Consider the following 22,710-nt stretch of genomic DNA (forward strand, 5'->3'; position numbering starts at 1 on the left):
CCGTTGCCAGGCGTGGAAAACACGCGGCGGCCGATCGCATCACGACCCTTCAACTCGGCTTGACAGGGCATCGTCGAAGCTTCAATCAGCCCCTTACATTGCGCCCAATTTATTCAGCAAAACCGACGTCCGCGCGAGCGGAAAGACGATGATACCGTCATCGTAGAATGTAGGCTACGTTACTTTGGAAGTCCTGGCTGCGCGGCACTCACCGCGATACGATCGGGCACCAAAACAGGGATGGAACGCCATGGAAGGCAGGGTCATCGAGGTGCAGGCTGCGTGGCGTGAGGGCGCTCACGTCGACGATGCCAAGTATCGGCAGATGTATGAGGCGTCGGTTTCCGATCCGGACACCTTCTGGAGCGAGCACGGCAAGCGCATCGACTGGATGACGCCGTACACGCGCGTCAAGAATACCAGCTTCGAGCCGGGCAAAGTCTCGATCAAGTGGTTCGAGGACGGCACGACCAACGTCGCCTATAACTGCATCGACCGCCACTTGGAGAGCCGCGGCGATCAGACGGCGATCATCTGGGAAGGCGACAATCCCGACGAGTCCAAGCACATCAGCTATCGCGAGCTGCACGCGCAGGTCTGCCGGATGGCCAACGTCCTGCGCAACCGCGGCGTCGGCAAGGGTGACCGGGTCACGCTCTATCTGCCGATGATCCCGGAGGCCGCCTACGCGATGCTCGCTTGCGCGCGGCTCGGCGCGATCCACGCGATCGTGTTCGGCGGCTTCTCGCCGGATTCCCTCGCCTCGCGCATCCAGGGCTGCGGCTCGAAGTTGGTGATCACGGCCGACGAGGGCCTGCGCGGCGGCCGCAAGGTGCCGCTCAAGGCCAATGTCGACGAGGCGATCAAGCGCATCGGCACCGACCTCGTCGACCACGTGGTCGTGGTCCGGCGCACCGGCGGCAGCGTCGCCATGGAGGCGGGCCGGGACGTCTACTATGACGAGGCCGCCGAGCAGGTGACCGACGAGTGCCCAACCACGGCCGTGGAGGCCGAGCACCCGCTGTTCATCCTCTACACCTCGGGCTCGACCGGCCAGCCGAAGGGCGTGGTCCACACCACGGGCGGTTATCTGGTCTACGCTTCGATGACGCACGAATACGTCTTCGATTACCGCGAAGGCGACGTGTACTGGTGCACGGCCGATGTCGGCTGGGTCACCGGCCACAGCTACATCGTCTATGGCCCCCTCGCGAACGGCGCCACGACGCTGATGTTCGAGGGGATCCCGACCTATCCGTCGACCTCCCGGTTCTGGGAGGTAATCGACAAGCATAAAGTCAACATCTTCTACACGGCTCCGACCGCCATCCGCTCGCTGATGGGCGGCGGCGAGGGACCGGTGAAGAAGACCTCGCGGCAGTCGCTGCGCGTGCTGGGCTCGGTCGGCGAGCCGATCAACCCGGAAGCCTGGGAGTGGTACTACAACGTGGTCGGCGACAAGCGCTGCTCGATCGTCGACACGTGGTGGCAGACCGAGACCGGCGGCATCCTGATCACCCCGCTGCCGGGAGCGACCGCGCTCAAGCCCGGCTCGGCGACCCGGCCGTTCTTCGGCGTGACGCCCGAGATGGTCGACGCCGAGGGCAAGGTCCTGCAGGGCGCCTGCGAAGGCAACCTGTGCATCGCGGATTCCTGGCCGGGCCAGATGCGCACGGTCTACGGCGATCACGAACGCTTCGCGCAGACCTACTTCTCGACCTATCCGGGCAAGTACTTCACCGGCGACGGCGCGCGGCGCGATGCTGACGGCTATTACTGGATCACGGGCCGGGTCGACGACGTCATCAACGTCTCGGGCCACCGCATGGGCACCGCCGAGGTCGAATCCTCGCTCGTCGCCCACCCGAAGGTCGCCGAGGCGGCCGTCGTCGGCTACCCGCACAACGTGAAGGGCCAGGGCATCTACGCCTACGTCACCCTCAACGACGGCGAGGAGGGTGACGACGCCCTGCGCAAGGAGCTCGTGACCTGGGTCCGCAAGGATATTGGGCCGATCGCCTCCCCCGACCTGATCCAGTTCGCCCCGGGCCTGCCCAAGACCCGGTCGGGTAAGATCATGCGCCGCATCCTGCGCAAGATCGCCGAGGACGATTTCAGCTCGCTCGGTGACACCTCGACCCTGGCGGAGCCCGCCGTGGTCGACGACCTGATCGAGAACCGGCAGAACCGGGCCTGATCGCATCCGCGCCGCCGGACCGGCGGAGCGGGTTCAAACCGAGGCGGATGCCGGTCCGGCGCCCGCCTCCAACAAGAACCACAAACCATCAACGCGATGCACCGGAGGGCCAGAGAGCGCCCTCGCGGGAGGAACAGCCATGAGCGGCACGACACTCGACCTGCGAGGGCGCACGGCGCCCCCAGGAGCACGACCACTCGGGACCGACGTCGATCCGCAAGTCGAGCGGATCGCCCGGACCCCGGAATTCCAGCAGCTCGTCGGCGAGCGCACCCGGTTCGCCTGGATCCTGACCGGCCTGATGCTGGTGGTCTATTTCGGCTTCATCGGCCTGATCGCCTTCGACAAGTCGCTGCTCGCCGTGAAGGTCGGCGGTACCGCATCCCTCGGGCTGTTCGCGGGCGTGTTCGTGATCCTGTTCGCCTTCGCGCTCACGGGCGTCTACGTGGCCAGGGCCAACACCCGGTTCGACGCGCTGAGCGACGCCCTGAAGCGGAGCGTCGCCCGATGAGCCGTCTCTTCCTCGGCCTGACGCTCGCCGTGATCGCGGCGAGCGCCGCCTACGCCGCCGGCCCGGATCTCGGCGCCGTGGCGCAATCGGCCACGAACTGGCCGGCCATCCTGATGTTCCTGTTCTTCGTGCTGCTGACGCTCGGCATCACCTACAAGGCGGCCAAGGGCACCAAATCGGCCGCCGACTTCTACGCGGCCGGCGGCGGCATCTCGGCCGGCACGAACTCGCTGGCGATCGCCGGCGACTACATGTCGGCGGCCTCGTTCCTCGGCATCTCGGGCCTCGTCTACACCTCGGGCTTTGACGGGCTGATCTACTCCACGGGCTTCCTGGTCGGCTGGCCGATCGTGCTGTTCCTGATCGCCGAGCGCCTGCGCAACCTCGGCAAGTTCACCTTCGCCGATGTGGCGAGCTTCCGCCTCGACCAGACCTCGATCCGCATCATCTCGGCGGTGGGCACGCTGGTGGTGGTGGCCTTCTACCTGATCGCCCAGATGGTCGGTGCGGGGAAGCTGATCCAGCTCCTGTTCGGACTGCCCTACCTGTACGCGGTGATCATCGTCGGCGTCCTGATGATCGTCTACGTCGCCTTCGGCGGCATGAAGGCGACCACCTGGGTGCAGGTGATCAAGGCCTGCCTGCTCCTGGGCGGCGCGACCTTCATGGCCGGCGCGGTGCTGCTGAAGTACGGCTTCAACCCGGAGGTGCTGTTCGCCAGCGCCGTGCAGGTCCATCCGAAGGGCGACGCCATCATGGCACCGGGCGGTCTCGTGTCGAACCCGGTCGAGGCGATCTCGCTCGGCGTCGGCCTGATGTTCGGCACCGCCGGCCTTCCGCACATCCTGATGCGGTTCTTCACGGTCTCGGACGCCCAGGCGGCGCGCAAGTCGGTGTTCTACGCCACCGGCCTGATCGGCTACTTCTACATCCTCACCTTCATCATCGGCTTCGGCGGCATCGCCCTGCTGATGTCGGATCCGAGCTACTTCAAGCTCGGCGCGGCCGGGACCTTCGACAAGCTGAAGGACATGATCGGCGGCACCAACATGGTGGCGGTGAACCTCGCCAACGCGGTCGGCGGCCCCTACTTCCTCGGGTTCATCTCGGCCGTTGCCTTCGCGACCATCCTGGCGGTGGTGGCGGGCCTGACGCTGGCCGGCGCCTCGGCGATCAGCCACGACCTCTACGCCCAGGTGATCGCCCGCGGGCGCACCACCGAGAAGCACGAGGTCAACCTCTCGAAGATCTCGGCGGTGGTGATCGGCATCGTGGCGATCTACCTCGGCTACGTGTTCGAGAACCAGAACGTCGCCTTCATGGTCGGCCTCGCCTTCGCGGTGGCGGCGAGTTGCAACTTCCCGGTGCTGGCCATGTCGATCCTGTGGCGCGGCACCACGACCTGGGGCGCGCTCGCCGGCGGTCTCGTCGGCCTGCTCGCCGCCGTGATCATGGTGGTGCTGTCGAAGGCCGTGTGGGTGACGACGCTGGGCAACCCGGCGCCGCTGTTCCCCTACGACAACCCGGCGCTGTTCTCGATGCCGCTGGCCTTCGCGACGATCTGGGTCGTGTCGCTGATGGACAAGTCCCGCCGGGCCCAGCGCGAGCGGGCCGCGTTCGAGGCGCAGTATGTGCGCTCCGAGACCGGTATCGGGGCTTCGGGCGCGCACGCACACTGACCCAGAGTCGAAGCATCAAACAGGTGGAGGGCGCGGCGTGAGCCGCGCCCTTCGTCGTTTCCGGCACACCCGCGTAAGCGCCCGTGTTGATAGGGTTCTTCACGATCGCTTTACCGGTTGACCTGTCCCGCCCTTGCGATAACGCATATGTGATCTGCGCTGTGCGCAGAGCCGCCCGCGAAACCGGGCGGTGAAGGGGCGGCCCGGGTCCCGGTGCGCCCGTATGCGTCTGGGAGGACCTGTTTCATGGCTGTGGCAACCGCGATCCCGCGGACCGGAGACGCCGCGAGGCCGATGACGTCGGCCGAGAAGCGGGTGATCTTCGCATCCTCGCTCGGCACCGTGTTCGAGTGGTACGATTTCTATCTCTACGGGTCCCTTGCGGCGATCATCGGCGCGCAGTTCTTCTCGGCCTACCCGCCGGCGACGCGCGACATCTTCGCATTGCTGGCCTTCGCGGCCGGCTTCATCGTCCGGCCATTCGGCGCCCTAGTCTTCGGACGCGTCGGTGATCTCGTCGGACGCAAATACACCTTCCTCATCACGATCCTAATCATGGGCCTGTCGACCTTCATCGTCGGCATCCTGCCCAACGCGGCGACCATCGGCATCGCGGCGCCGATCATCCTGATCGTCCTGCGCCTCGCGCAGGGCCTCGCCCTCGGCGGCGAGTATGGCGGCGCCGCCACCTACGTGGCCGAGCACGCGCCCAATGGCCGGCGCGGCTTCTACACGAGCTGGATCCAGACGACCGCGACGCTGGGTCTGTTCCTGTCCCTCCTCGTCATCCTCGCGACCCGGACCTTCACGGGCGAGGCCGCGTTCGCCGAGTGGGGCTGGCGCATTCCGTTCCTGGTCTCGGTGCTTCTACTCGGCATCTCGGTCTGGATTCGCCTCCAGCTCTCCGAGTCCCCGGCCTTCCAGAAGATGAAGGAGGAGGGCAAGACATCGAAGGCGCCGCTCACGGAGGCCTTCGGTCAGTGGCGGAACGCGAAGTTCGCCATCATCGCCCTGTTCGGTCTCGTCGCGGGCCAGGGCGTGGTCTGGTACACGGGCCAGTTCTACGCGCTGTTCTTCCTGCAATCGATCCTCAAGGTCGATGGTTACACGGCGAACCTGCTGATCGCGTGGTCGCTGCTCCTCGGCACCGGCTTCTTCGTGGTGTTCGGCTGGCTGTCCGACAAGATCGGCCGCAAGGTCATCATCCTGGCGGGCTGCGCGATCGCGGCGGCGACGTTCTTCCCGATCTTCAAGGGCATCACTTCGACCGCCAACCCGAAGCTCGAGGCGGCGATCGAGAGCGTGAAGGTCACGGTGACGGCCGATCCGGCCGCCTGCGGAACCCTGTTCAACCCGGTCGGGACCCGGGTGTTCACCGCGCCCTGCGACCTTGCCCGTGACTTTTTGTCGAAGTCCTCGGTGCGCTACGCGACGGCGCCCGGTGCCGCCGGACAGCCCACGACGATCCGGGTCAACGACACCGAGATCTCCTACCCGCAGGGCGGCAATGTCGAAGCCAACAAGGCCACGACCGCGGCGCTCCAGGCCGCCGGTTACCCGAAGGCCGGCGACCCCGAGATCGTCAAGATGTCGAACCCGTTCGACATCTTCCGGCCGCAGGTCGCGCAGGTGATCGGCCTGCTGTTCATCCTCGTGCTCTTCGTCACGATGGTCTACGGCCCGATCGCCGCCATGCTGGTGGAGCTGTTCCCGACCCGGATCCGCTACACCTCGATGTCGCTACCCTACCACATCGGCAACGGCTGGTTTGGCGGCCTCCTGCCGGCGACGGCCTTCGCCATGGTGGCTCAGACCGGCGACATCTATTACGGCCTCTGGTACCCGATCGTCATCGCGGTCGCGACGGTTGTCATCGGCGTGCTGTTCGTGCCCGAGACCAAGGACCGGGACATCTTCGCCGATACTTGAGCCACGGCTCTGCCCGATCGACGCCCAGGCCGCCCGCGGCCTGGGCGTTGTCATGTCGGCCCTGCCGGAGCCCGCCTAGCCCAGCAATCCGGACGGCTGTGCTGTCATGCCGCGTGCGCTGGACCACGCCGTTCGGAGTGGTCGACCGATATAGCCGTAGCGCCATCTGCCGTGGAAACACAGCAATATAATACTAACTTAAACTATAGATACCCTTGCTCATCAGAGCATCTGTCTCTATTGAGACGTCAGGGCAAATATTATCAGTTTTTCGATATTATCGAAAACAAAATCGATATGCGAAAAGACATTTCTAATTCAGGTGGGGATCCGCGGTCATAGCCGGGCCGATGGAACCATAATCCGTACATTCCCGTATAGATTGGCCCGAAGCCAAAGACCGGAAACCAGCGGACGTGACCGACCTGAAAACGAGACCCGTGCGTGAATCGGGCAAGAGGCCACCACTTCTACTTGTAGTTAGCTGGTGCCTGGTAACATTAGCGATCTGGGTTGTCGTGAACAATCAGGCCGGCCGGTGGGTCTGGTGGTGGTGATGGCGGCCGTCGGCGTCAGCTGTGTTCCTCGTAGCCGCCCCAATAGGCGCCGAGCAGATATCCGGATTGGTGCGCGGTGAGATAGCCGAGCGTGATCAGTACGTGCAGAAGGTCGATCCCGTAGACGGCCGTGAAGATGGTCATCGCCGTGAACAGGATGACGCACGAGGTCGTCACCAACACAACCACGCCGAACAGACGGCCGATCAGCCACCCGACCAAGAACAACATCGCGGCGACGAGCATCGGACCACCTAGACCAGATCGCGTTCAGACATTGCGCGACGCAATCAGCGCGAACACTTCTGAATCATCATGGCGATCCGGGGGTACGATATCAAGTCGCGTTCGGTTTTTACCTCTGGTGGGCTATTTCTTAAAATTTTCGATTACAAAAAACGCTAGATTGGCATAGTCAAACGTCGCAGCGCCGAATTTTTACAGAAAGCCAGTCCATAAACACTATTGTGAGCGTTGCGCCGACGCGCGCTCGAGACCGGAAAATCGGTCCTGGGCGCGCATTCGCGACAGAGCGTTAACGGCAGCCCAGGACCAGGCGAGGTCCGCCGGACTGGACCGCGCCTCAGTGACGGAAGTGGCGATGTCCCGTCATGACCATCGCGAGGCCGGCCTCGTCGGCCGCCGCGATCACGTCCGAGTCGCGCATCGAGCCGCCCGGCTGGATCACCGCCGTCGCACCCGCCTCGGCCGCGGCCAGCAGACCGTCGGCGAATGGGAAGAAGGCATCCGACGCCACGACCGAACCGACCGCGAGGCTCTCCGACAGGTTGAGGCGCTTGGCGCCCTCGGCGGCCTTCCAGGCGGCGATGCGCGAAGAATCGACCCGCGACATCTGACCCGCGCCGATCCCCACGGTGGCGCCGGCCTTGGCGTACACGATGGCGTTCGACTTCACGTGCTTGGCGACTCGGTAGGCGAACCGGAGGTCGGCGAGTTCCGCCTCGGTCGGCGCACGCCGGGTGACGACCTGGAGCGGCATGTCGTCCACGACGGCCGCGTCGCGGCCCTGGACCAGCAGGCCGCCGGAGAGGGAGCGCACGGTCTCGCCGGCGGCCCGGGGATCGGGCAGGCCGCCGGCCAGGAGGAGCCGCAGGTTCTTCTTGGCCGCGACGATCGCCGCCGCCTCGGGCGTGGCATCCGGGGCGATGATCACCTCGGTGAAGATCTCGACGATCCTGCGGGCCGCCTCTTCGTCCAGCGTCCGGTTCAGCGCCACGATACCGCCGAAGGCCGAGGTCGGGTCGCAGCTCAGCGCCCGCTCATAGGCCTCCACCAGGCTCGCGCCCTCAGCGACGCCGCACGGGTTGGCGTGCTTGATGATCGCCACCGCGGCCGAACGCGCCGGGTCGAACTCGGCGACGCATTCGTAGGCCGCATCCGTGTCGTTGAAGTTGTTGTAGGACAGTTCCTTGCCCTGGAGCTGGCGGGCCGTGGCGACGCCGGCGCGCGGCTTGCCGGGAGCCCGGTAGAAGGCGGCGCTCTGGTGCGGGTTCTCCCCGTAGCGCAGCCCTTGCGCGAGGGTGCCGCCGAAGGCGCGGAACAGGGCCGGCTCGTCGGAACCGAAGCGGCCCGCCATCCAGTTGGCGATAGCCGCGTCGTAGGCGGCAGTGCGGGCAAACGCCTTCTGCGCCAGGCGGCGCCGCAGCTCCGCCCCGGTGGCGCCGTCGTTGGCTTCGAGCGCGGCCAGAACGGCCGAATAGTCCGAGGCGTCGGTGACGACGGCAACGTCCGCGTGGTTCTTGGCCGCCGCGCGGATCATGGCCGGCCCGCCGACATCGATGTTCTCGATGCAGTCGGCATCCGGCCTGTCGGCCGCGATGGTCGCCTCGAACGGGTAGAGGTTCACCACCAGCAGGTCGATCGCGCCGATCCCGTGGGCGGCGAGCGCGGCTTGGTGCTCGGGGTTGTCGCGGATGGCGAGCAGGCCGCCATGCACCGCCGGATGAAGCGTCTTCACCCGGCCATCCATCATCTCGGGGAAACCGGTCAGGTCGGCGACCTCGGTCACCGGCAGGCCGGATTCCTGCAGCGCCCGGTGGGTGCCCCCTGTCGAGACCAATGCGACGCCGCGCTCGTGCAGCGCCCGGGCGAAGTCGACGAGGCCGGTCTTGTCGGAGACCGAGAGGAGCGCGCGGGAGACCCGCACCTGATCGTGCGCCATAGCTTCGTGCCGGGGTTCGAGATTTCGGCGCGCGGTAGCATGGAAACGGGCAGCCGGGCCAGCCGCCCTGTCAAGATGGCGCGATGCCCCTGAGGGGCGCCGAGGCCAGGCGCTCGAAGCTCCAGCGCACCTCGACATCCTCGGCGACCCGCAGGTGGAGCACGATCTGGTCGGTGCGGCGCGGTCCGGTCAGTCCGGAGAAGTAGACGCTCTCCTCGAGGGCGATCTCGGCGTTCTCCGCGCGGAAGGTCCAGATCTCGCCGAGCGCCGAGGCGAGTTCGAGGCCTTCCGGAACGCCCCGCACGGCTATGCCGGGATGCAGGTGGAAGCGGATGGCGACGTTCTGGCCGCGCTGGCGCGCTCGGCTGGAGGCCTTGCCCTGGCGCAGGAAGGCGTCCCGGCCCTCCAGGCGCGCGGTCGCGGCGAAGAGCTGCCAGCGCCGCTCGTGCACGATTCCGAAATCTCGCCCGTAACCGTCGTGCCGGGCCGCGAGGGTGACGCTGTCGTCATCCTCGGCCCGCTCGGCCGCCACCTCGGACGGGCCGCCCAGCACCACGGGACCACGCCGCCGGATCAGCCAGTCGGCCAGCCAGCGATCACCCCACCAGCCGGTGCGGGTGAGGAACCGGCACGAGGACGCGTCGCCGACCGAGGCGGTGGAGTGCGCGGGCGTCGAGCGGGCGAGGAGGCGCAGATCCGGCCCACTCGCCGGCAGGCCGCAATTGACGATGATCCGTTGGGGGCCACTCGACATCTCGAAGGCGAGGCAGCCGGCCCCGGCATTGACCGAATAGGGCAGCGGCGGGCTCGCGCCGACATCGGCCACGATGACGACCCGGCCACCCTCCAGGCGCTCGTAGCCGGAGTTCGGCGCATGCATCAGCGGCCGGGCGAGCGCGCCGTCGTAGACCAGAAGCGTCGCGAGATGGTCCGCATCGGTCGCGCCCATGCCGTTGAAATGGCTGAGCGAGGCGTCCGGGTGCCGCAGCAGCCGCAGGAGCGGCAGCATTCGGTCGACGGCGCGCAGCAACGCGAGCGGCGGCTCGACGCTGCGGCTGAGATAGCTCTGCCGCAGGGGCAGCAGGTCGAGCAGCAGCTCCATGGCGAAGCGCGGGTCGCGGGAGCGGTGGCCGCCGTCGGTGAGGATCTGCCGGTCGAGCTCCCGCGACAGGATCCGGGTCGCCCGGCGCAGGATCGGCTGGATGCCGTCGCAGCACAGGCCGGCATAGCAGAGCGCCACTGCGGCGTTGAGGCGCCATTGCGGCGGCACGCCGCGCCGGATGTCGCGCTCGAGCTGCTGCGCGTTGCGGGCGATCGCCTTGAGGAAGTTCTGGTAGAAGCCGTGGTCGGCACCCTCCAGAACGAGCGGGGATTGGCACAGGAACGAGATCAGCCGCCGGGCCGCCACCGGCGTCTGCCGGGCGAGCGCCGCGTCGCCCCGTCCGGCGATGAAATCGGCCACGAAGGCGCGGGCATTAGCCCGAGCGAGCGCGGTGTCGGCGGCGCGCAGGTGCCGCAGCCAGCCGAAGCCGTAGAGCTCGTCGGCCCATTCCGGCGAGGGCGGGGCATAATCGAAGGGTGAGCCGCCGCTCGCAGCCAGGGAGCGGCCCGCGAAGACGAACAGGCCGGCGTAGATGTCGTCCGCGAAGGTCGCGTCGGAGGTACGCAGATCCTGGGGGGCGATCACCAGCCCGGTTACTCGCATCCGGGCGAGGATGTCGGGCGGAGCGGTGACGCTGGCGCTGGCCGCGCGGACTGCGCGCGCGGCCTCGCGCGCGACGAGCCGATAGAAACGCCAGCGGTCAGGCCCCCAAGCCACGCGATCTCCGAGCTGCGCGTTTTCACAAGGCCCCAAGGCCTTGAGCCCTCGTCGACGAGGATCGGCTGGCACCCGTTTCGTAAGGCTAGTGGGGGCGTCTTAACCGCCGGTTTACGCTATGTCATGTCCGACGCGGTGAAGGCGAACCACGGCGAGGCCTCGAGATGTACCCGCGCGGCCGCAGCTTCACCCGTCATCCCGGGACCGCGCAGCGGAGCCCGGGATTCAGAGCCGCCGATGCGCCAGGATATCGCGCGACAGCACTTCCGGATTGCCCGCCTCCGGCGTGCCCCTTCGGGTCCGGGCTTGCCTTCGGCGCCCCAGAATGACGCGTCCGATCGACTGACGCGAGACCTCGATGCGGCCGGCAATCGTCCCATGCGTGGCACTTAAGCCCGCACGAAGATTGAAGCTCACGCCCACCTGATCGCCAGAGGCGCTAGCCCGGCATCAACGCGGCGTCGAAGGCCTGCACGTTCGATCGCATCAGGTCGAGATAGGTCGCGGCCGGGCCGTCCGGTGCCGAGAGCGCGTCGGAATAGACCTTGCCGCCGATCCGGGCACCGCCCTCGCGGGCGATCTGCGCCATCTGGCGCGGATCGCTGATGTTCTCGAGGAAGACCGCAGGGACGCGCTCCTTGCGGATCTGCCGGATGATCGCCGCGATATCCCGCGGGCTCGCCTCGCTGTCGGTGGACACACCTTGCGGTGCGATGAAGCGCAGGCCGTAGGCCGCCGCAAAATAGCCGAAGGCGTCGTGGGTCGTGATGATGCGCCGCCGCTCCGGCGGGATGCGGGCGATCGTCGTCCGGACGTCCCGCTCCAGCACGTCGAGCTTGACGAGGAAGGCGGTCGCAGCCTCCCGATAGGCGTCCGCATGGGCCGGATCGACCTTGGCGAGCCCGTCCCGAATATTCGCCACGTAGATCCGTACGTTGGCGACATCCTGCCAGGCATGCGGGTCCACGGCGTGATCCCCGTGTCCGTGGTCGCGGTCACCTGGGCCGTCCCCATGGGCATGTTCGTCCTGCGCGGCGATCGGCGTGATCCCCGTGGAGGCGACCACCACCGGTGCGCGGGTGCCGGAGGCGCGGATCAGCCGGTCGAGCCATCCCTCCAGTCCCAGGCCGTTGACGAAGACGATGTCGGCCTCGGCGACCTTGCGTGCGTCGCCCGGCGAGGGGCTGAACCCGTGCGCGTCGGAGTCGGGGCCGACGAGCGGCGACACCGTCACGTGCGCGCCGCCCACCTCCCGCACCAGATCGGCGAGGATCGAGAAGCTCGCGACCGCACGGACCGGACGCTCCCCGGATCCCGCCGCGGCCGGCCCGCCGAGGCCGAGACACAGGGCCAGAACCGCGAGCCACGCCATCCCGATCGTTGCCGTCGCCCGCCGCACCATGTCCGCCTCCGCCAACCGCATGGCACCGGACGTAATGTAACGTTGTTACATACACAAGCGGGATACAAGCCCGGCGCTCGATGCGCGGCGTTGGGCGCTGCCGCCGACCGCCGGTCAGCACGGCCCCAAGAGCGTCAAGACGGAGGTGTTCATGTCCCGACGTTTGAGAGCGGCCATCCTGATCACCGGTGCCCTCGGGCTGGGGCTTGCCGGCGCGGCCGTCGCGCGCGACCACGGCCCCGAGGGTTTCCGCGGGCACGGGCGGTGGAGCGCGCTCAGCCCCGAGGACCGTGCGGCCTTCACGGATGCCCGCATTGCGGCCCTGCATGCCGGCCTGAAGCTCAATCCCGACCAGGAAAAGCTGTGGCCACCGGTGGAAGCCGCGATCCGCGACATGGCGAAATTGCGCCAGCAGCGCCGCGAGGCCATGCGCGACCGGCCCAAATTCGGCGACGACGCCCCCGCGGCCCTTCGGGCGATGGCGGATTCCGCGACTGCCCGCGGCGACGCCCTGCGCAAACTCGCCGACGCCTCGCAGCCGCTCTACGCCAGCCTGGACCAGGATCAAAAGCGGCGCGCCATGATCCTCGCGCGTCCCATGGGCGGACCGCGTTACGGCGGCTGGCATCACGGCCATGACGACGATCGCGGGCCGCGCGACGACGACCGCTGACCAAAAGCCTTGATCCGCGGCGGCGGCGGCGGCAAACCGCTGCCGCCGCGCATCCTGTCCGGCGGCGGCATTGACCCGACCCGGTAGGTTTCATGGCGCGCCTTCCCGGCGACACGGCCCCCCTCCTCGCCCGGCTCTGGCGCATCTGGCTGTACCCACACCGGGCCACCCTCGCGGTCGTGCTGGTGCTAATCGCGCTGGTGGGCGCCTCGACCGGGCTGTACCCGGCGTTGATCAAGGCCGCGTTCGACGCCTTCGACCGCAAGGACGCCGCGGCGATCGCCTACGGGCCGCTGGTGGTGATCCTGGTCACGGCCACGCGCGGATTTGCGCTCTACGGGCAGACGGTGCTGACCAACCGCGTCGTGACCCGGGTCGAGGCCGACATGCAGGCGGCGCTCTACGGGCACCTGATCGACTCGGATCTCGCACAGCTCGGCCGCGAGAGCCCTGCGGCGCTGACCCAGCGCTTCACCACAGACTTCGCCTTCATCAAGGAGGCGCTGACCCGCATCTCGACCGTGCTGCTCCGCGACATCGCCATGTTGATCGGCTTGGTGGCGGCGCTGATCTGGATGGATCCGGTGCTGACATTGGTGGCCGGCGTCACGGTCCCGTTCGTGGCCGGGCCGATCGGCCGGATTGGCAAGAAGCTCCGGCGGGTCTCGACCTCGACGCAGGAGCAGATGGGCGCCACCGCCAGCCTGATCTCCGAGAGCCTGCAGGGCGCCCGCGTCGCCAAAACCTACGCGATGGAACCCTACCTTAAGGGCCGCGCCGCAGCGGCGCTCGACGAGGTGCGCCGCCTCAAGATGAAGGCCGCCAATGCCCGCGGTCGCCTCGACCCGCTCCTCGAGATCGGCGGCGGCATCGCGGTAGCGGGCGTGCTGGTGCTGGTCGGGCAGCGCGTCCTGGCTGGCGAGAAGACGGTCGGCGACTTCACCGGCTACGTCGCAGCCTTGTTGCTGGCCGCGCAGCCGGCCCGGGCGCTGGGCAATCTCAACGCCATCCTGCAGGAGGCGGCGGCCGCGCTGCGGCGCTACTTCGACGTGATGGACGAGGCGCCTGCCATCCGCGAGGCGCCGGGTGCCCGGCCGTTGACGGTGACCGCCGGCGCAATCCGCTTCGCGGAGGTCCGCTTCCGCTACCGGCCGGACGCGCCGGCGCTGGAAGGCATCGACCTCGTGGCCGCGGCCGGCTCGGTGACGGCGCTGGTCGGGCGCTCCGGATCCGGGAAATCCTCGCTGCTCAACCTCGTCCCGCGCCTCTACGACGTCACCGGCGGCGCCGTGACCATCGACGGCCAGGACGTCCGTGCCGTGACCCTGGCGTCCCTGCGCGCCGCGGTGGCGGTGGTCTCGCAGGAGGTCGTCCTATTCGACGACACGATCGCCGCCAATATCGGCTTCGGCCGTCCGGGGGCGACCGGCGCGGAGATCGAGGCGGCAGCCCGCGCCGCGGCGGCTCACGGCTTCGTCACCGCCCTGCCGGAGGGTTACGAATTCCGCGTCGGCCCCGGCGGCGGCCGGCTATCCGGCGGCGAACGGCAGCGCGTGGCCCTTGCCCGCGCCTTCCTCAAGGACGCGCCGATCCTGCTCCTCGACGAGGCGACCTCGGCCCTCGATTCCGAATCGGAGCGCCTAGTCCAGGAGGCGCTGACCCGACTGATGCGCGGCCGAACCACCCTGGTGATCGCCCATCGCCTGTCGACCGTGCGCGACGCCGATCAGATCGCCGTGATGGACGCCGGCCGCGTGATCGAAACTGGACGCCACGACGACCTGCTCGCGGCCGGCGGCGCCTATGCGCGCCTGCACCGGCTGCAGCTGTCGGAGCCCGCGACCGCGGAATGACTCGCATGTGCGGCGACGCCGTCATGCGCCGGCTCCGTAGATTCGCGCGCCGGAGCGCGCCATAAGGGCCTCAGCCGATGAGGACCACACCGTGAGCGACCTGACGTTCGAGATCCAAAGTCATCCCACCCCGCGGACCGCCGAGGAGCGGGCCGCGCTGATGGCGAATCCCGGCTTCGGCAAGGTGTTCACCGACCACATGGTGGTGGCGCGCTACGAGGCCGGTCGCGGCTGGCACGACGCCCGGATCCAGGCGCGCCAGGCGATCCCCCTCGATCCCGCCTCCGCGGTGCTGCACTACGCGCAGGAAATCTTCGAGGGCCTCAAGGCCTATCGCACCGCCGACGGCGGCGCCGCCCTGTTCAGGCCGGACGCCAACGCCCGCCGCTTCCGCCACTCGGCCGAGCGCCTGGCGATCGCGCCGTTTCCGGAGGACGCGTTCGTCGAGGCGATGCACAAGCTGGTCGAGATCGATCGCGCCTGGATCCCCAACACGCCGGACGGGAGCCTCTATCTCCGGCCGTTCATGATCGCCACGGAGGCGTTCCTCGGCGTCAGGCCGGCCTCCGAGTACCTGTTCATCACCATCGCGTCGGCGGTGGGCTCGTACTTCAAGGACCCGAATAACGCCGTCTCGGTCTGGGTCTCGGAGCATTACACGCGAGCGGCACCGGGCGGCACCGGCGCGGCCAAGTGCGGCGGCAATTACGCGGCGAGCCTCGCGGCGCAATCAGAGGCGGTCGCGCAGGGCTGCGAGCAGGTCGTGTTCCTCGACGCGGTCGAGCGCCGCTACATTGAGGAACTCGGCGGCATGAACGTGTTCTTCGTGTTCGAGGACGGGACGCTGGTCACGCCGCCGCTGTCGGACAGCATCCTGCACGGGATCACCCGCGATTCGGTTCTCACGCTGGCGCGGGAGGCCGGGCTGACCGTGAAGGAAGAGCCCTACACGATCGACGCGTGGCGCACCGACGTGCGAGAGGGCCGCCTGACCGAGGCCTTCGCCTGCGGCACGGCGGCGGTGATCACGCCGATCGGCACCGTGAAGGGCCGGGAGGAGAGCTTCACCATCGGGAACGGCAAGGCCGGGCCGGTGGCCCAGCGGCTGCGAAGCCTTCTGGTGGACATCCAGCGGGGCAACACCAATGACGCCCATGGCTGGTTCCAGAAGGTCTTTTAGGGTCTTCGGAGGGCACGTTGAGGTTTCACGGCTCGCCCTCCCGATCTGACACGCGCCCACCCACCCGCCTCTGCGGGGGCGGGAAGGAGACGCGCGGATGACCGACGCGCCGGCCACCGCCCCGGAAGCGGCCATCGGCCCCTGGAACCCGGGCGTCCGGTCCGATCTGCCGTCCGCCTTTCTGCCGCTGGTCACCGTCTACCGGTCCGAGCACGTCGAGACGCCGCTTCGCGACGCCCTGGATCTGAGTGACCTCTGCGGGCTGCCTGCCCGGCAGCTCACCCGGTTCCGGGCCGGCCGCCTCGTCGTCCACGAGGTCCTCATCCGGGTCATGTCGGACTTGTCCGTGCCGGTGGGCGCGGTCTACGCCGACCTCGGCGTGAACTTCCGGGCCATCGTCGCCACGATCCTGCGCGAGGGCATCGAGCCCCGCCTCGGCGAGGTTGAGGCCGTTCTTGCCGGGATCCGCTCCGAGGCCGACGCGGTGCTCGACCGCGAGATCGCCGCTATTCTGAACGACCCGCCGGCCCCGCCTCCGCCGGAGCCGCGCTGGCTCGACCGGCTCCTCGGGCGCCGCCCTCCGACCATCGAGGCCCCGCGCGAGGATCTCCCGACCCGGGCCCTGCGCCATCTCGAAACTTGGCAGCGGCGCGCCGCCGAGGCCGGAGACGGCCTGGAAATCGCCGCCTGCGAGGCCCTGCGCACCGTGGTTTCGGGCCTCATCGCCCGCCAGAACGCCGTCATCCGCGACGCGGCCCTGCTGCGGACCATCGCGGGAACGCTGGTGTCGAACGGCTACGGCAGCCGCCGCATCGGCGAACTGATCGAACCCTGGATCGGCGCGGTGGTGGAAGCGCGCGGCTACCGCCGTCTGGTGCCGCAGGACCACCCGGTGGTGATGAACGTCAAGGGTGCCTCGGCCTCCGGCAAGAGCACGATCCGCCCCTACCAGCTCGGGCTTGCCAAGCGCCTCGGCATGGCGTGGTCGGATTTCGCGGTCATCACCCCGGACGTGTGGCGCAAGTACCTCCTCGACTACGACAGCCTGGGCCCGGCCTCTCGCTACGCTGGGACTCTGACGGGCTACGAGGTCGAGATCATCGACATGAAGCTCGACCGCTACGTCACCCGCAAGGCAGCCGAGCGGCGGATCTCGAACCTCCTGATCGACCGATTCCGGTTCGACAGCTTCCAGGCCGAGGCGGGCTCGGATGGTGGCGGCCAGCTGCTCACGCGGTTCGGCGACCGGGTCTACATGCAGTTCATGGTCACGCCTCCGGCCGACACCGTCGAGCGGGCCTGGAAGCGCGGCGAGCTGTTCGGCCGCTACAAGGCGGTGGAGGACCTGCTGGCCCACAACGTCGAAGCCTATACCGGGATGCCGCGCCTGTTCTTCAACTGGGCGCTGTCGCGGGACAAGCAGGTGGTCTGCGAGTTCCTCGACAACAGCGTGCCGCTCGGCGAGCGCCCGCGCACGATCGCGTTCTGGGCGGACGGGATCCTCAACATCCTCGACGTGAAGGGGCTGGTCGACATCGACCGCTTCCGGAAGGTCGATATCTTCGCCCGCGGCCCCGAGGCAGTGTTCAAGGGCGCCGACCTCTCGGCATCCGCCAACACCGCCTTCCTGCGCGAGTGCCTGCGCCGGATGGCAGTCGTCCGCTTCGTTCAGGCCGAGACCGGACGGGCAATCCTGCGCCTCGATCGCGGGCGGATCACCGCGCTGGATCCAAGCGCCCTGGCGGCGGTCAAGGAGGGGTCGGAATGGGCGGCCGCCTGCGCGCTCATCGGCTTTCCCGACGATCCGACCCCGATTCCCGCCCTCGATGAGACGCTGAACCCGGCCGACGCGCCGACCCTCGGTGCCTGGGGGCCTCGTACTGCCACAGAGGAGCGATAGCGATGCTGGGTGGCGCTCTCGGGTGTGTCGGGACGGCGGAAACCGGTGCGCCAACCTGGGTTGCTTCACTCCGCCCGCACAGACGGGGGCGAGGCCACCACCGCAAGCGGGAAGATCGCCCGTCGGGACGCTGTGCCGGCCGATTCCGTCCGGGGGTGAAACGGAATAATATCGCCGTCCTGACAGTTCATCCCGTCCGTCTCACGCTGGTATATTGCATACCTGGAACGGATGTGCATGATCATCGGCGTACGAGAGACGCCGCCAATGCGAGGCTGCGCCGCCCAAGAGAGAGGCTCAGGGATGGAACGCCAGGATTCGCCATCGGCGAAATGGTGGCAGCTCGCCTTCGGCGTGATCTGCATGGCCATGATCGCCAACCTTCAATACGGTTGGACGTTGTTCGTCGATCCGATCGACCAGCGCTATCACTGGGGCCGCGCGGCCATCCAGCTCGCCTTCACGCTGTTTGTCGCCACCGAGACCTGGCTTGTGCCGGTCGAGGCCTGGTTCGTCGACCGCTACGGTCCGAAGATCGTGGTCGCCTTCGGCGGCGTGATGATCGCCCTGGCCTGGACGATCAACGCCTACGCCGACAGCCTCGCCATGCTGTATCTCGGAGCCGTAATCGCCGGCATCGGCGCGGGCTCGGTTTACGGCACCTGCGTGGGCAACGCCCTCAAGTGGTTCCCGCATCGCCGCGGCCTCGCCGCCGGTGCCACGGCCGCCGGGTTCGGCGCAGGTGCGGCGATCACGGTGGTACCGATCGCCCGCATGATCGCTTCGAGCGGCTACCAGGACGCCTTCCTGTATTTCGGTCTCGGCCAGGGTGCCGTGGTGCTGGCCCTCGCCTTCCTGCTGCGCAAGCCGTCGACCAACACGCCGGTCCAGCGCAAGAGCACGCGCCTGCCGCAGACCAAGGTCGACCGCAGCCCCCGCGAGGCGGTGCGCACGCCGGTCTTCTGGGTCATGTACGTGATGTTCGTGATGGTGGCGTCGGGCGGCCTGATGGCGGCGGCGCAGATCGCCCCGATCGCTCACGACTTCCAGGTGGCGAATGTCCCGGTGAGCCTGTTCGGCCTCCAGATGGCCGCGCTGACGCTGGCGATCTCCCTCGACCGCATCTTCGACGGGTTTGGGCGACCGTTCTTCGGCTTCGTCTCCGACCATATCGGCCGCGAGAACACGATGTTCATCGCCTTCTCCACGGCGGCGCTGGCGGTGATCGTGCTGCTGACCTACGGCCACATCCCGATGGTGTTCGTGCTGGCCACTGCGGTGTATTTCGGGGTGTTCGGTGAGATCTACTCGCTGTTCCCGGCGACCTGCGGCGACACGTTCGGCTCCAAATACGCCGCCAGCAATGCCGGCCTGCTCTACACCGCCAAGGGCACCGCAGCCTTCCTGGTCCCGTTCGCCAGCCTGCTCTCGGCGGCATACGGCTGGTCGGCGGTGTTCACGCTGATCATCATCCTCAACGTGACTGCGGCGGCGCTCGCCATGTTCGTGCTGCGCCCGATGCGGGCCCGCTACCTCGCCGAGACCGAGCACGCCCCCGCGCTCGCCGCCCGACCAGTCCGGACGGCCTGAACGGTCTTCGATCTCACGACTTCAATCAACCGACACATAGACGCCACGGATCACCCACCCTCCCCCTCATCCTGAGGTGACGACGCGAAACGGAGGCCTTCATGGAGGCCTACAGAGATCGCAGAGGCCTTCGAGAGCTCCTTCGAGGCCCGCCACTTGCGGGCACCTGAGGATGAGGGCGGAGGGTGGGAGATCCTCCAGCCAGCTGGCGCCGAGAGCCGCCCCTATCGACACCGATCCTCCGGGAGACATCGTGATGACCGCACTCGCCAAGATCGTCCACACCAACCCCGAAGTCGACGCCGAGCCGGAGCTGACCGACGGCTTCCACCTCGTCATCGACGCGCTCAAGCTCAACGGCATCGAGACGATCTACGGCGTCCCGGGCATCCCGATCACCGATCTCGGCCGCATGGCTCAGGCCGAGGGGATGCGGGTGATCTCCTTCCGCCACGAGCAGCATGCCGGCAATGCCGCGGCGATCGCGGGCTTCCTGACCCAGAAGCCGGGCATCTGCCTCACCGTCTCGGCCCCGGGCTTCCTCAACGGCCTGACGGCGCTCGCCAACGCCACCACCAACTGCTTCCCGATGATCCTGATCTCGGGCTCCTCCGAGCGCGAGATCGTCGACCTGCAGCAGGGCGACTACGAGGAGATGGACCAGCTCGCCATCGCCAAGCCCCTGTGCAAGGCGGCCTTCCGGGTGCTGCACGCGGCCGACATCGGCATCGGCGTCGCCCGCGCCATCCGCGCCGCCTGCTCGGGCCGTCCGGGCGGCGTCTACCTCGACCTGCCCGCCAAGCTGTTCTCACAGGTGATGGACGCCGAGGCCGGCCAGAAGTCGCTGGTCAAGGTGATCGATCCGGCGCCCGCCCAGCACCCCGCCCCCGAGGCGATCGCGCGCGCGCTCGAGGTTCTGAAATCCGCCAAGCGGCCGCTGATCGTGCTCGGCAAGGGCGCCGCCTACGCGCAGGCCGACGACGCCATCCGTTCGCTGGTCGAGACCAGCGGCATTCCGTACGTGCCGATGAGCATGGCCAAGGGCCTCCTGCCCGACACCCACCCGCTCTCGGCCGGCGCGGCCCGCTCGACGGCGCTGAAGGACTCGGACGTGGTGCTGCTGGTCGGCGCCCGGCTTAACTGGCTGCTGTCGCACGGCAAGGGCAAGAGCTGGGGCGAGCCGGGCTCGACCAAGTTCATCCAGATCGACATCGAGCCCCGCGAGATGGACTCGAACGTCGAGATCGTGGCGCCCGTCGTCGGCGACATCGCCTCCTGCGTGCAGGCGCTCCTCGACGGCATGGGCCAGGGCTGGCAGCAGCCCCCGTCCGATTGGATCGAGACGCTCAAGACCAAGCGTGAGGCGAACATCGCCAAGATGGCGCCGAAGCTCATGAGCAACGCCTCGCCCATGAACTTCCACGCCGCGCTCGGGGCGCTGCGCACCATCGTCAAGGAGCGGCCCGACGCGATCCTGGTCAACGAGGGCGCCAACACCCTCGACCTCGCCCGGGGCATCATCGACATGTACCAGCCGCGCAAGCGCCTGGATGTCGGCACCTGGGGCATCATGGGCATCGGCATGGGCTTCGCCGTCGCGGCCGCCGTCGAGACCGGCAAGCCGGTGCTCTGCGTCGAGGGCGACAGCGCCTTCGGCTTCTCCGGCATGGAAGTCGAGACGATCTGCCGGTACGGCCTGCCGGTCTGCATCGTGGTGTTCAACAACAACGGCATCTACCGCGGCACCGACACGGATCCGACCGGCCGCGACCCGGCCACCACGGTGTTCGTGCCGGATTCCCGCTACGACAAGATGATGGAGGCCTTCGGCGGTGTCGGCTACCACGTCACCACGCCGGACGAGCTGACCCGCGCGGTCAACGAGGCGATGAACTCGGGCCGTCCGGCCCTGGTCAACGCCGTGATCGACCCGGCCGCCGGCAGCGAGAGCGGCAATATCGGCAGCCTCAACCCGCAGAGCGGCATCAAGAAGAAGAAGTGAGGTCGCAACTCTCGCGCGATCTCTGATCCGAGACCATCAAGGCCGGGCTCGCGTGTCGAGCCCGGCCTCTTGCCTTGATGAGAACGCGCATCGCGGGTCCGTGCGGGATGGCGTTCCGCTGAAGCTCCTGGCCACTCGGAGATCTTCACCCGCACCGTCGTCACGAGCGAAGCGAAGTGCCCCGGGGCAGCGCGGCCGCGATCCGCGTGAAGCCACTGGATTGCTGCGCTGCGCCCGCGAAGACGGCGCCGGATCCGTCATCCGTTCGGTGACGGTGCATCCATGATCGATCCAGACCTTGCCGGCCGCCTGCATTTCCGGCACCGGCTGCCCACGAACGAGCCTCTCCCCCCAGGGCGGCACGCGCTCGGCCTCTTCGCCGAGCGCGATGCGGTGCTGGTGGTCCCCGAGGGCCTCGATCCGCGCCGGCCCTGCCCGCTCGTCGTGCTGTTCCACGGCGGCGGCGGCAGCGCTGAGCGCATCCTGCCGATGCTGGAGGGGCACGCCCGCGCCGAGCGCTTCCTGCTCCTTGTTCCGCAATCTCTGTTTCCGACCTGGGACATCGTCATCGCCGGCCACGGGCCGGACCGGGAGCGGGTCGCGGCGGCGCTCAACGCAGTGGCCGACCGCTTCCTGCTCGATCCGGGGCGGCTCTGCTTCGCCGGCCACTCGGATGGCGGCAGCTACACCCTCTCACTCGGACTCGCGAACGGCGACGTCGCCAGCCACCTCATCGTCTCGTCGGCCGGGTTTCTGTCGGTGCACTCGCAGGTCGGCGCGCCGCGGATCTTCCTGTCACACGGCACGCAGGATGCGCAGATCCCGATCGCGCGGAGCGCGCGCGTCCACGTACCCAAGCTTCGGGAAGCCGGCTACGACGTGACCTATGTCGAGTATGACGGCCCCCACGCGCATCAGCCGCCTGTCGTGGCGCAGGCCGTGGCGTTCTTCGTTTCAGGCGGGACGAGAGCGGCTTAGAGCTGTTCCCGATCGCGTTGGAGCTCAGGAGACGACCGCGTCCTGGGCCGCGGTGACCCATCCCTCCCCTCATCCTGAGGTGCCGGAGCGCAGCGGAGGCCTCGAAGGAGGCTCCAGGGATCGCGCGTCTGGCTGGAGCCCTCCTTCGAGGCGGCTCATGCCGCACCTCAGGATGAGGGGAGTGGGTTGGACGAGCGTTCTTCTCTGCGCCATCGCGAACTCAGCGGGCGAATTTGGAAATTCACCGCCCCTTCGTCT

Annotated in this window: 16 protein-coding genes; 11 read left to right on the top strand and 5 right to left on the bottom strand. The window is 68.2% G+C overall.

All coding sequences use genetic code 11. The annotated features are described in order from the left end of the window. Nucleotides 1-250 precede the first annotated feature (250 nt). The 4 genes from acs to AC3WSN_RS17310 all read left to right on the top strand — a co-directional run bounded on the left by acs (nt 251) and on the right by AC3WSN_RS17310 (nt 6,316). A complete protein-coding gene (gene acs / locus AC3WSN_RS17295; protein ID WP_492539586.1) occupies nt 251-2,197 on the top strand; it encodes an acetate--CoA ligase in 1,947 nt (648 codons plus the stop codon). A gap of 139 nt (nt 2,198-2,336) precedes the next feature. Beyond that, nucleotides 2,337-2,708, top strand: a complete 372-nt coding sequence (locus tag AC3WSN_RS17300; RefSeq protein WP_192708071.1) for a DUF485 domain-containing protein — start codon at nt 2,337-2,339, stop codon at nt 2,706-2,708. Next, on the top strand, nt 2,705-4,387 hold the full coding sequence (locus AC3WSN_RS17305) for a cation acetate symporter (protein WP_492539588.1): 1,683 nt from the start codon (nt 2,705-2,707) through the stop codon (nt 4,385-4,387). The genes AC3WSN_RS17300 and AC3WSN_RS17305 overlap by 4 nt, the downstream gene beginning before the upstream one ends. Before the next feature lie 294 nt (nt 4,388-4,681). Next, on the top strand, nt 4,682-6,316 hold the full coding sequence (locus AC3WSN_RS17310) for an MFS transporter (protein WP_492543145.1): 1,635 nt from the start codon (nt 4,682-4,684) through the stop codon (nt 6,314-6,316). Between the two features lie 572 nt (nt 6,317-6,888). Here the strand turns inward: AC3WSN_RS17310 and AC3WSN_RS17315 are convergent. The 5 genes from AC3WSN_RS17315 to AC3WSN_RS17335 all read right to left on the bottom strand — a co-directional run bounded on the left by AC3WSN_RS17315 (nt 6,889) and on the right by AC3WSN_RS17335 (nt 12,276). Then, nucleotides 6,889-7,119 carry a hypothetical protein gene (locus AC3WSN_RS17315; RefSeq protein WP_492539590.1) on the bottom strand — a complete coding sequence of 77 codons (231 nt, stop codon included), beginning with the start codon at nt 7,117-7,119 and terminating at the stop codon, nt 6,889-6,891. A gap of 337 nt (nt 7,120-7,456) precedes the next feature. Continuing rightward, a complete protein-coding gene (gene purH / locus AC3WSN_RS17320) occupies nt 7,457-9,055 on the bottom strand; it encodes a bifunctional phosphoribosylaminoimidazolecarboxamide formyltransferase/IMP cyclohydrolase (RefSeq protein WP_492539592.1) in 1,599 nt (532 codons plus the stop codon). A 70-nt stretch (nt 9,056-9,125) separates the two neighbouring features. Next, complete coding sequence (locus tag AC3WSN_RS17325) at nt 9,126-10,874, bottom strand: heparinase II/III family protein (protein WP_492539594.1); 1,749 nt, start codon at nt 10,872-10,874, stop codon at nt 9,126-9,128. A gap of 225 nt (nt 10,875-11,099) precedes the next feature. After that, nucleotides 11,100-11,291, bottom strand: coding sequence for a hypothetical protein (locus tag AC3WSN_RS17330; RefSeq protein ID WP_492539595.1), 192 nt, complete (start codon nt 11,289-11,291; stop codon nt 11,100-11,102). 22 nt (nt 11,292-11,313) lie between these two features. Then, nucleotides 11,314-12,276, bottom strand: coding sequence for a metal ABC transporter substrate-binding protein (locus AC3WSN_RS17335; RefSeq protein ID WP_492539597.1), 963 nt, complete (start codon nt 12,274-12,276; stop codon nt 11,314-11,316). A gap of 151 nt (nt 12,277-12,427) precedes the next feature. Between AC3WSN_RS17335 and AC3WSN_RS17340 the strand changes: the two genes are divergently transcribed. The 7 genes from AC3WSN_RS17340 to AC3WSN_RS17370 all read left to right on the top strand — a co-directional run bounded on the left by AC3WSN_RS17340 (nt 12,428) and on the right by AC3WSN_RS17370 (nt 22,452). Continuing rightward, nucleotides 12,428-12,949, top strand: a complete 522-nt coding sequence (locus tag AC3WSN_RS17340; protein ID WP_492539599.1) for a Spy/CpxP family protein refolding chaperone — start codon at nt 12,428-12,430, stop codon at nt 12,947-12,949. 92 nt (nt 12,950-13,041) lie between these two features. Next, nucleotides 13,042-14,802 carry an ABC transporter ATP-binding protein gene (locus AC3WSN_RS17345; RefSeq protein ID WP_492539601.1) on the top strand — a complete coding sequence of 587 codons (1,761 nt, stop codon included), beginning with the start codon at nt 13,042-13,044 and terminating at the stop codon, nt 14,800-14,802. Nucleotides 14,803-14,893: 91 nt separating this feature from the next. Beyond that, nucleotides 14,894-15,982 carry a branched-chain amino acid aminotransferase gene (locus tag AC3WSN_RS17350; protein WP_492539603.1) on the top strand — a complete coding sequence of 363 codons (1,089 nt, stop codon included), beginning with the start codon at nt 14,894-14,896 and terminating at the stop codon, nt 15,980-15,982. A 97-nt stretch (nt 15,983-16,079) separates the two neighbouring features. Next, entirely contained in the window at nt 16,080-17,882 is a 1,803-nt protein-coding gene (locus AC3WSN_RS17355; RefSeq protein ID WP_492539605.1) for a DEAD/DEAH box helicase family protein, read from the top strand. A gap of 303 nt (nt 17,883-18,185) precedes the next feature. After that, complete coding sequence (oxlT, locus tag AC3WSN_RS17360) at nt 18,186-19,472, top strand: oxalate/formate MFS antiporter (RefSeq protein WP_192708062.1); 1,287 nt, start codon at nt 18,186-18,188, stop codon at nt 19,470-19,472. A 256-nt stretch (nt 19,473-19,728) separates the two neighbouring features. Then, on the top strand, nt 19,729-21,474 hold the full coding sequence (gene oxc / locus AC3WSN_RS17365) for an oxalyl-CoA decarboxylase (protein ID WP_492539607.1): 1,746 nt from the start codon (nt 19,729-19,731) through the stop codon (nt 21,472-21,474). 282 nt (nt 21,475-21,756) lie between these two features. Then, nucleotides 21,757-22,452, top strand: a complete 696-nt coding sequence (locus tag AC3WSN_RS17370) for an alpha/beta hydrolase (protein ID WP_492539609.1) — start codon at nt 21,757-21,759, stop codon at nt 22,450-22,452. Nucleotides 22,453-22,710: the final 258 nt, after the last annotated feature.

Source organism: Methylobacterium sp. FW102-HT35C08 (genome assembly GCF_058790235.1).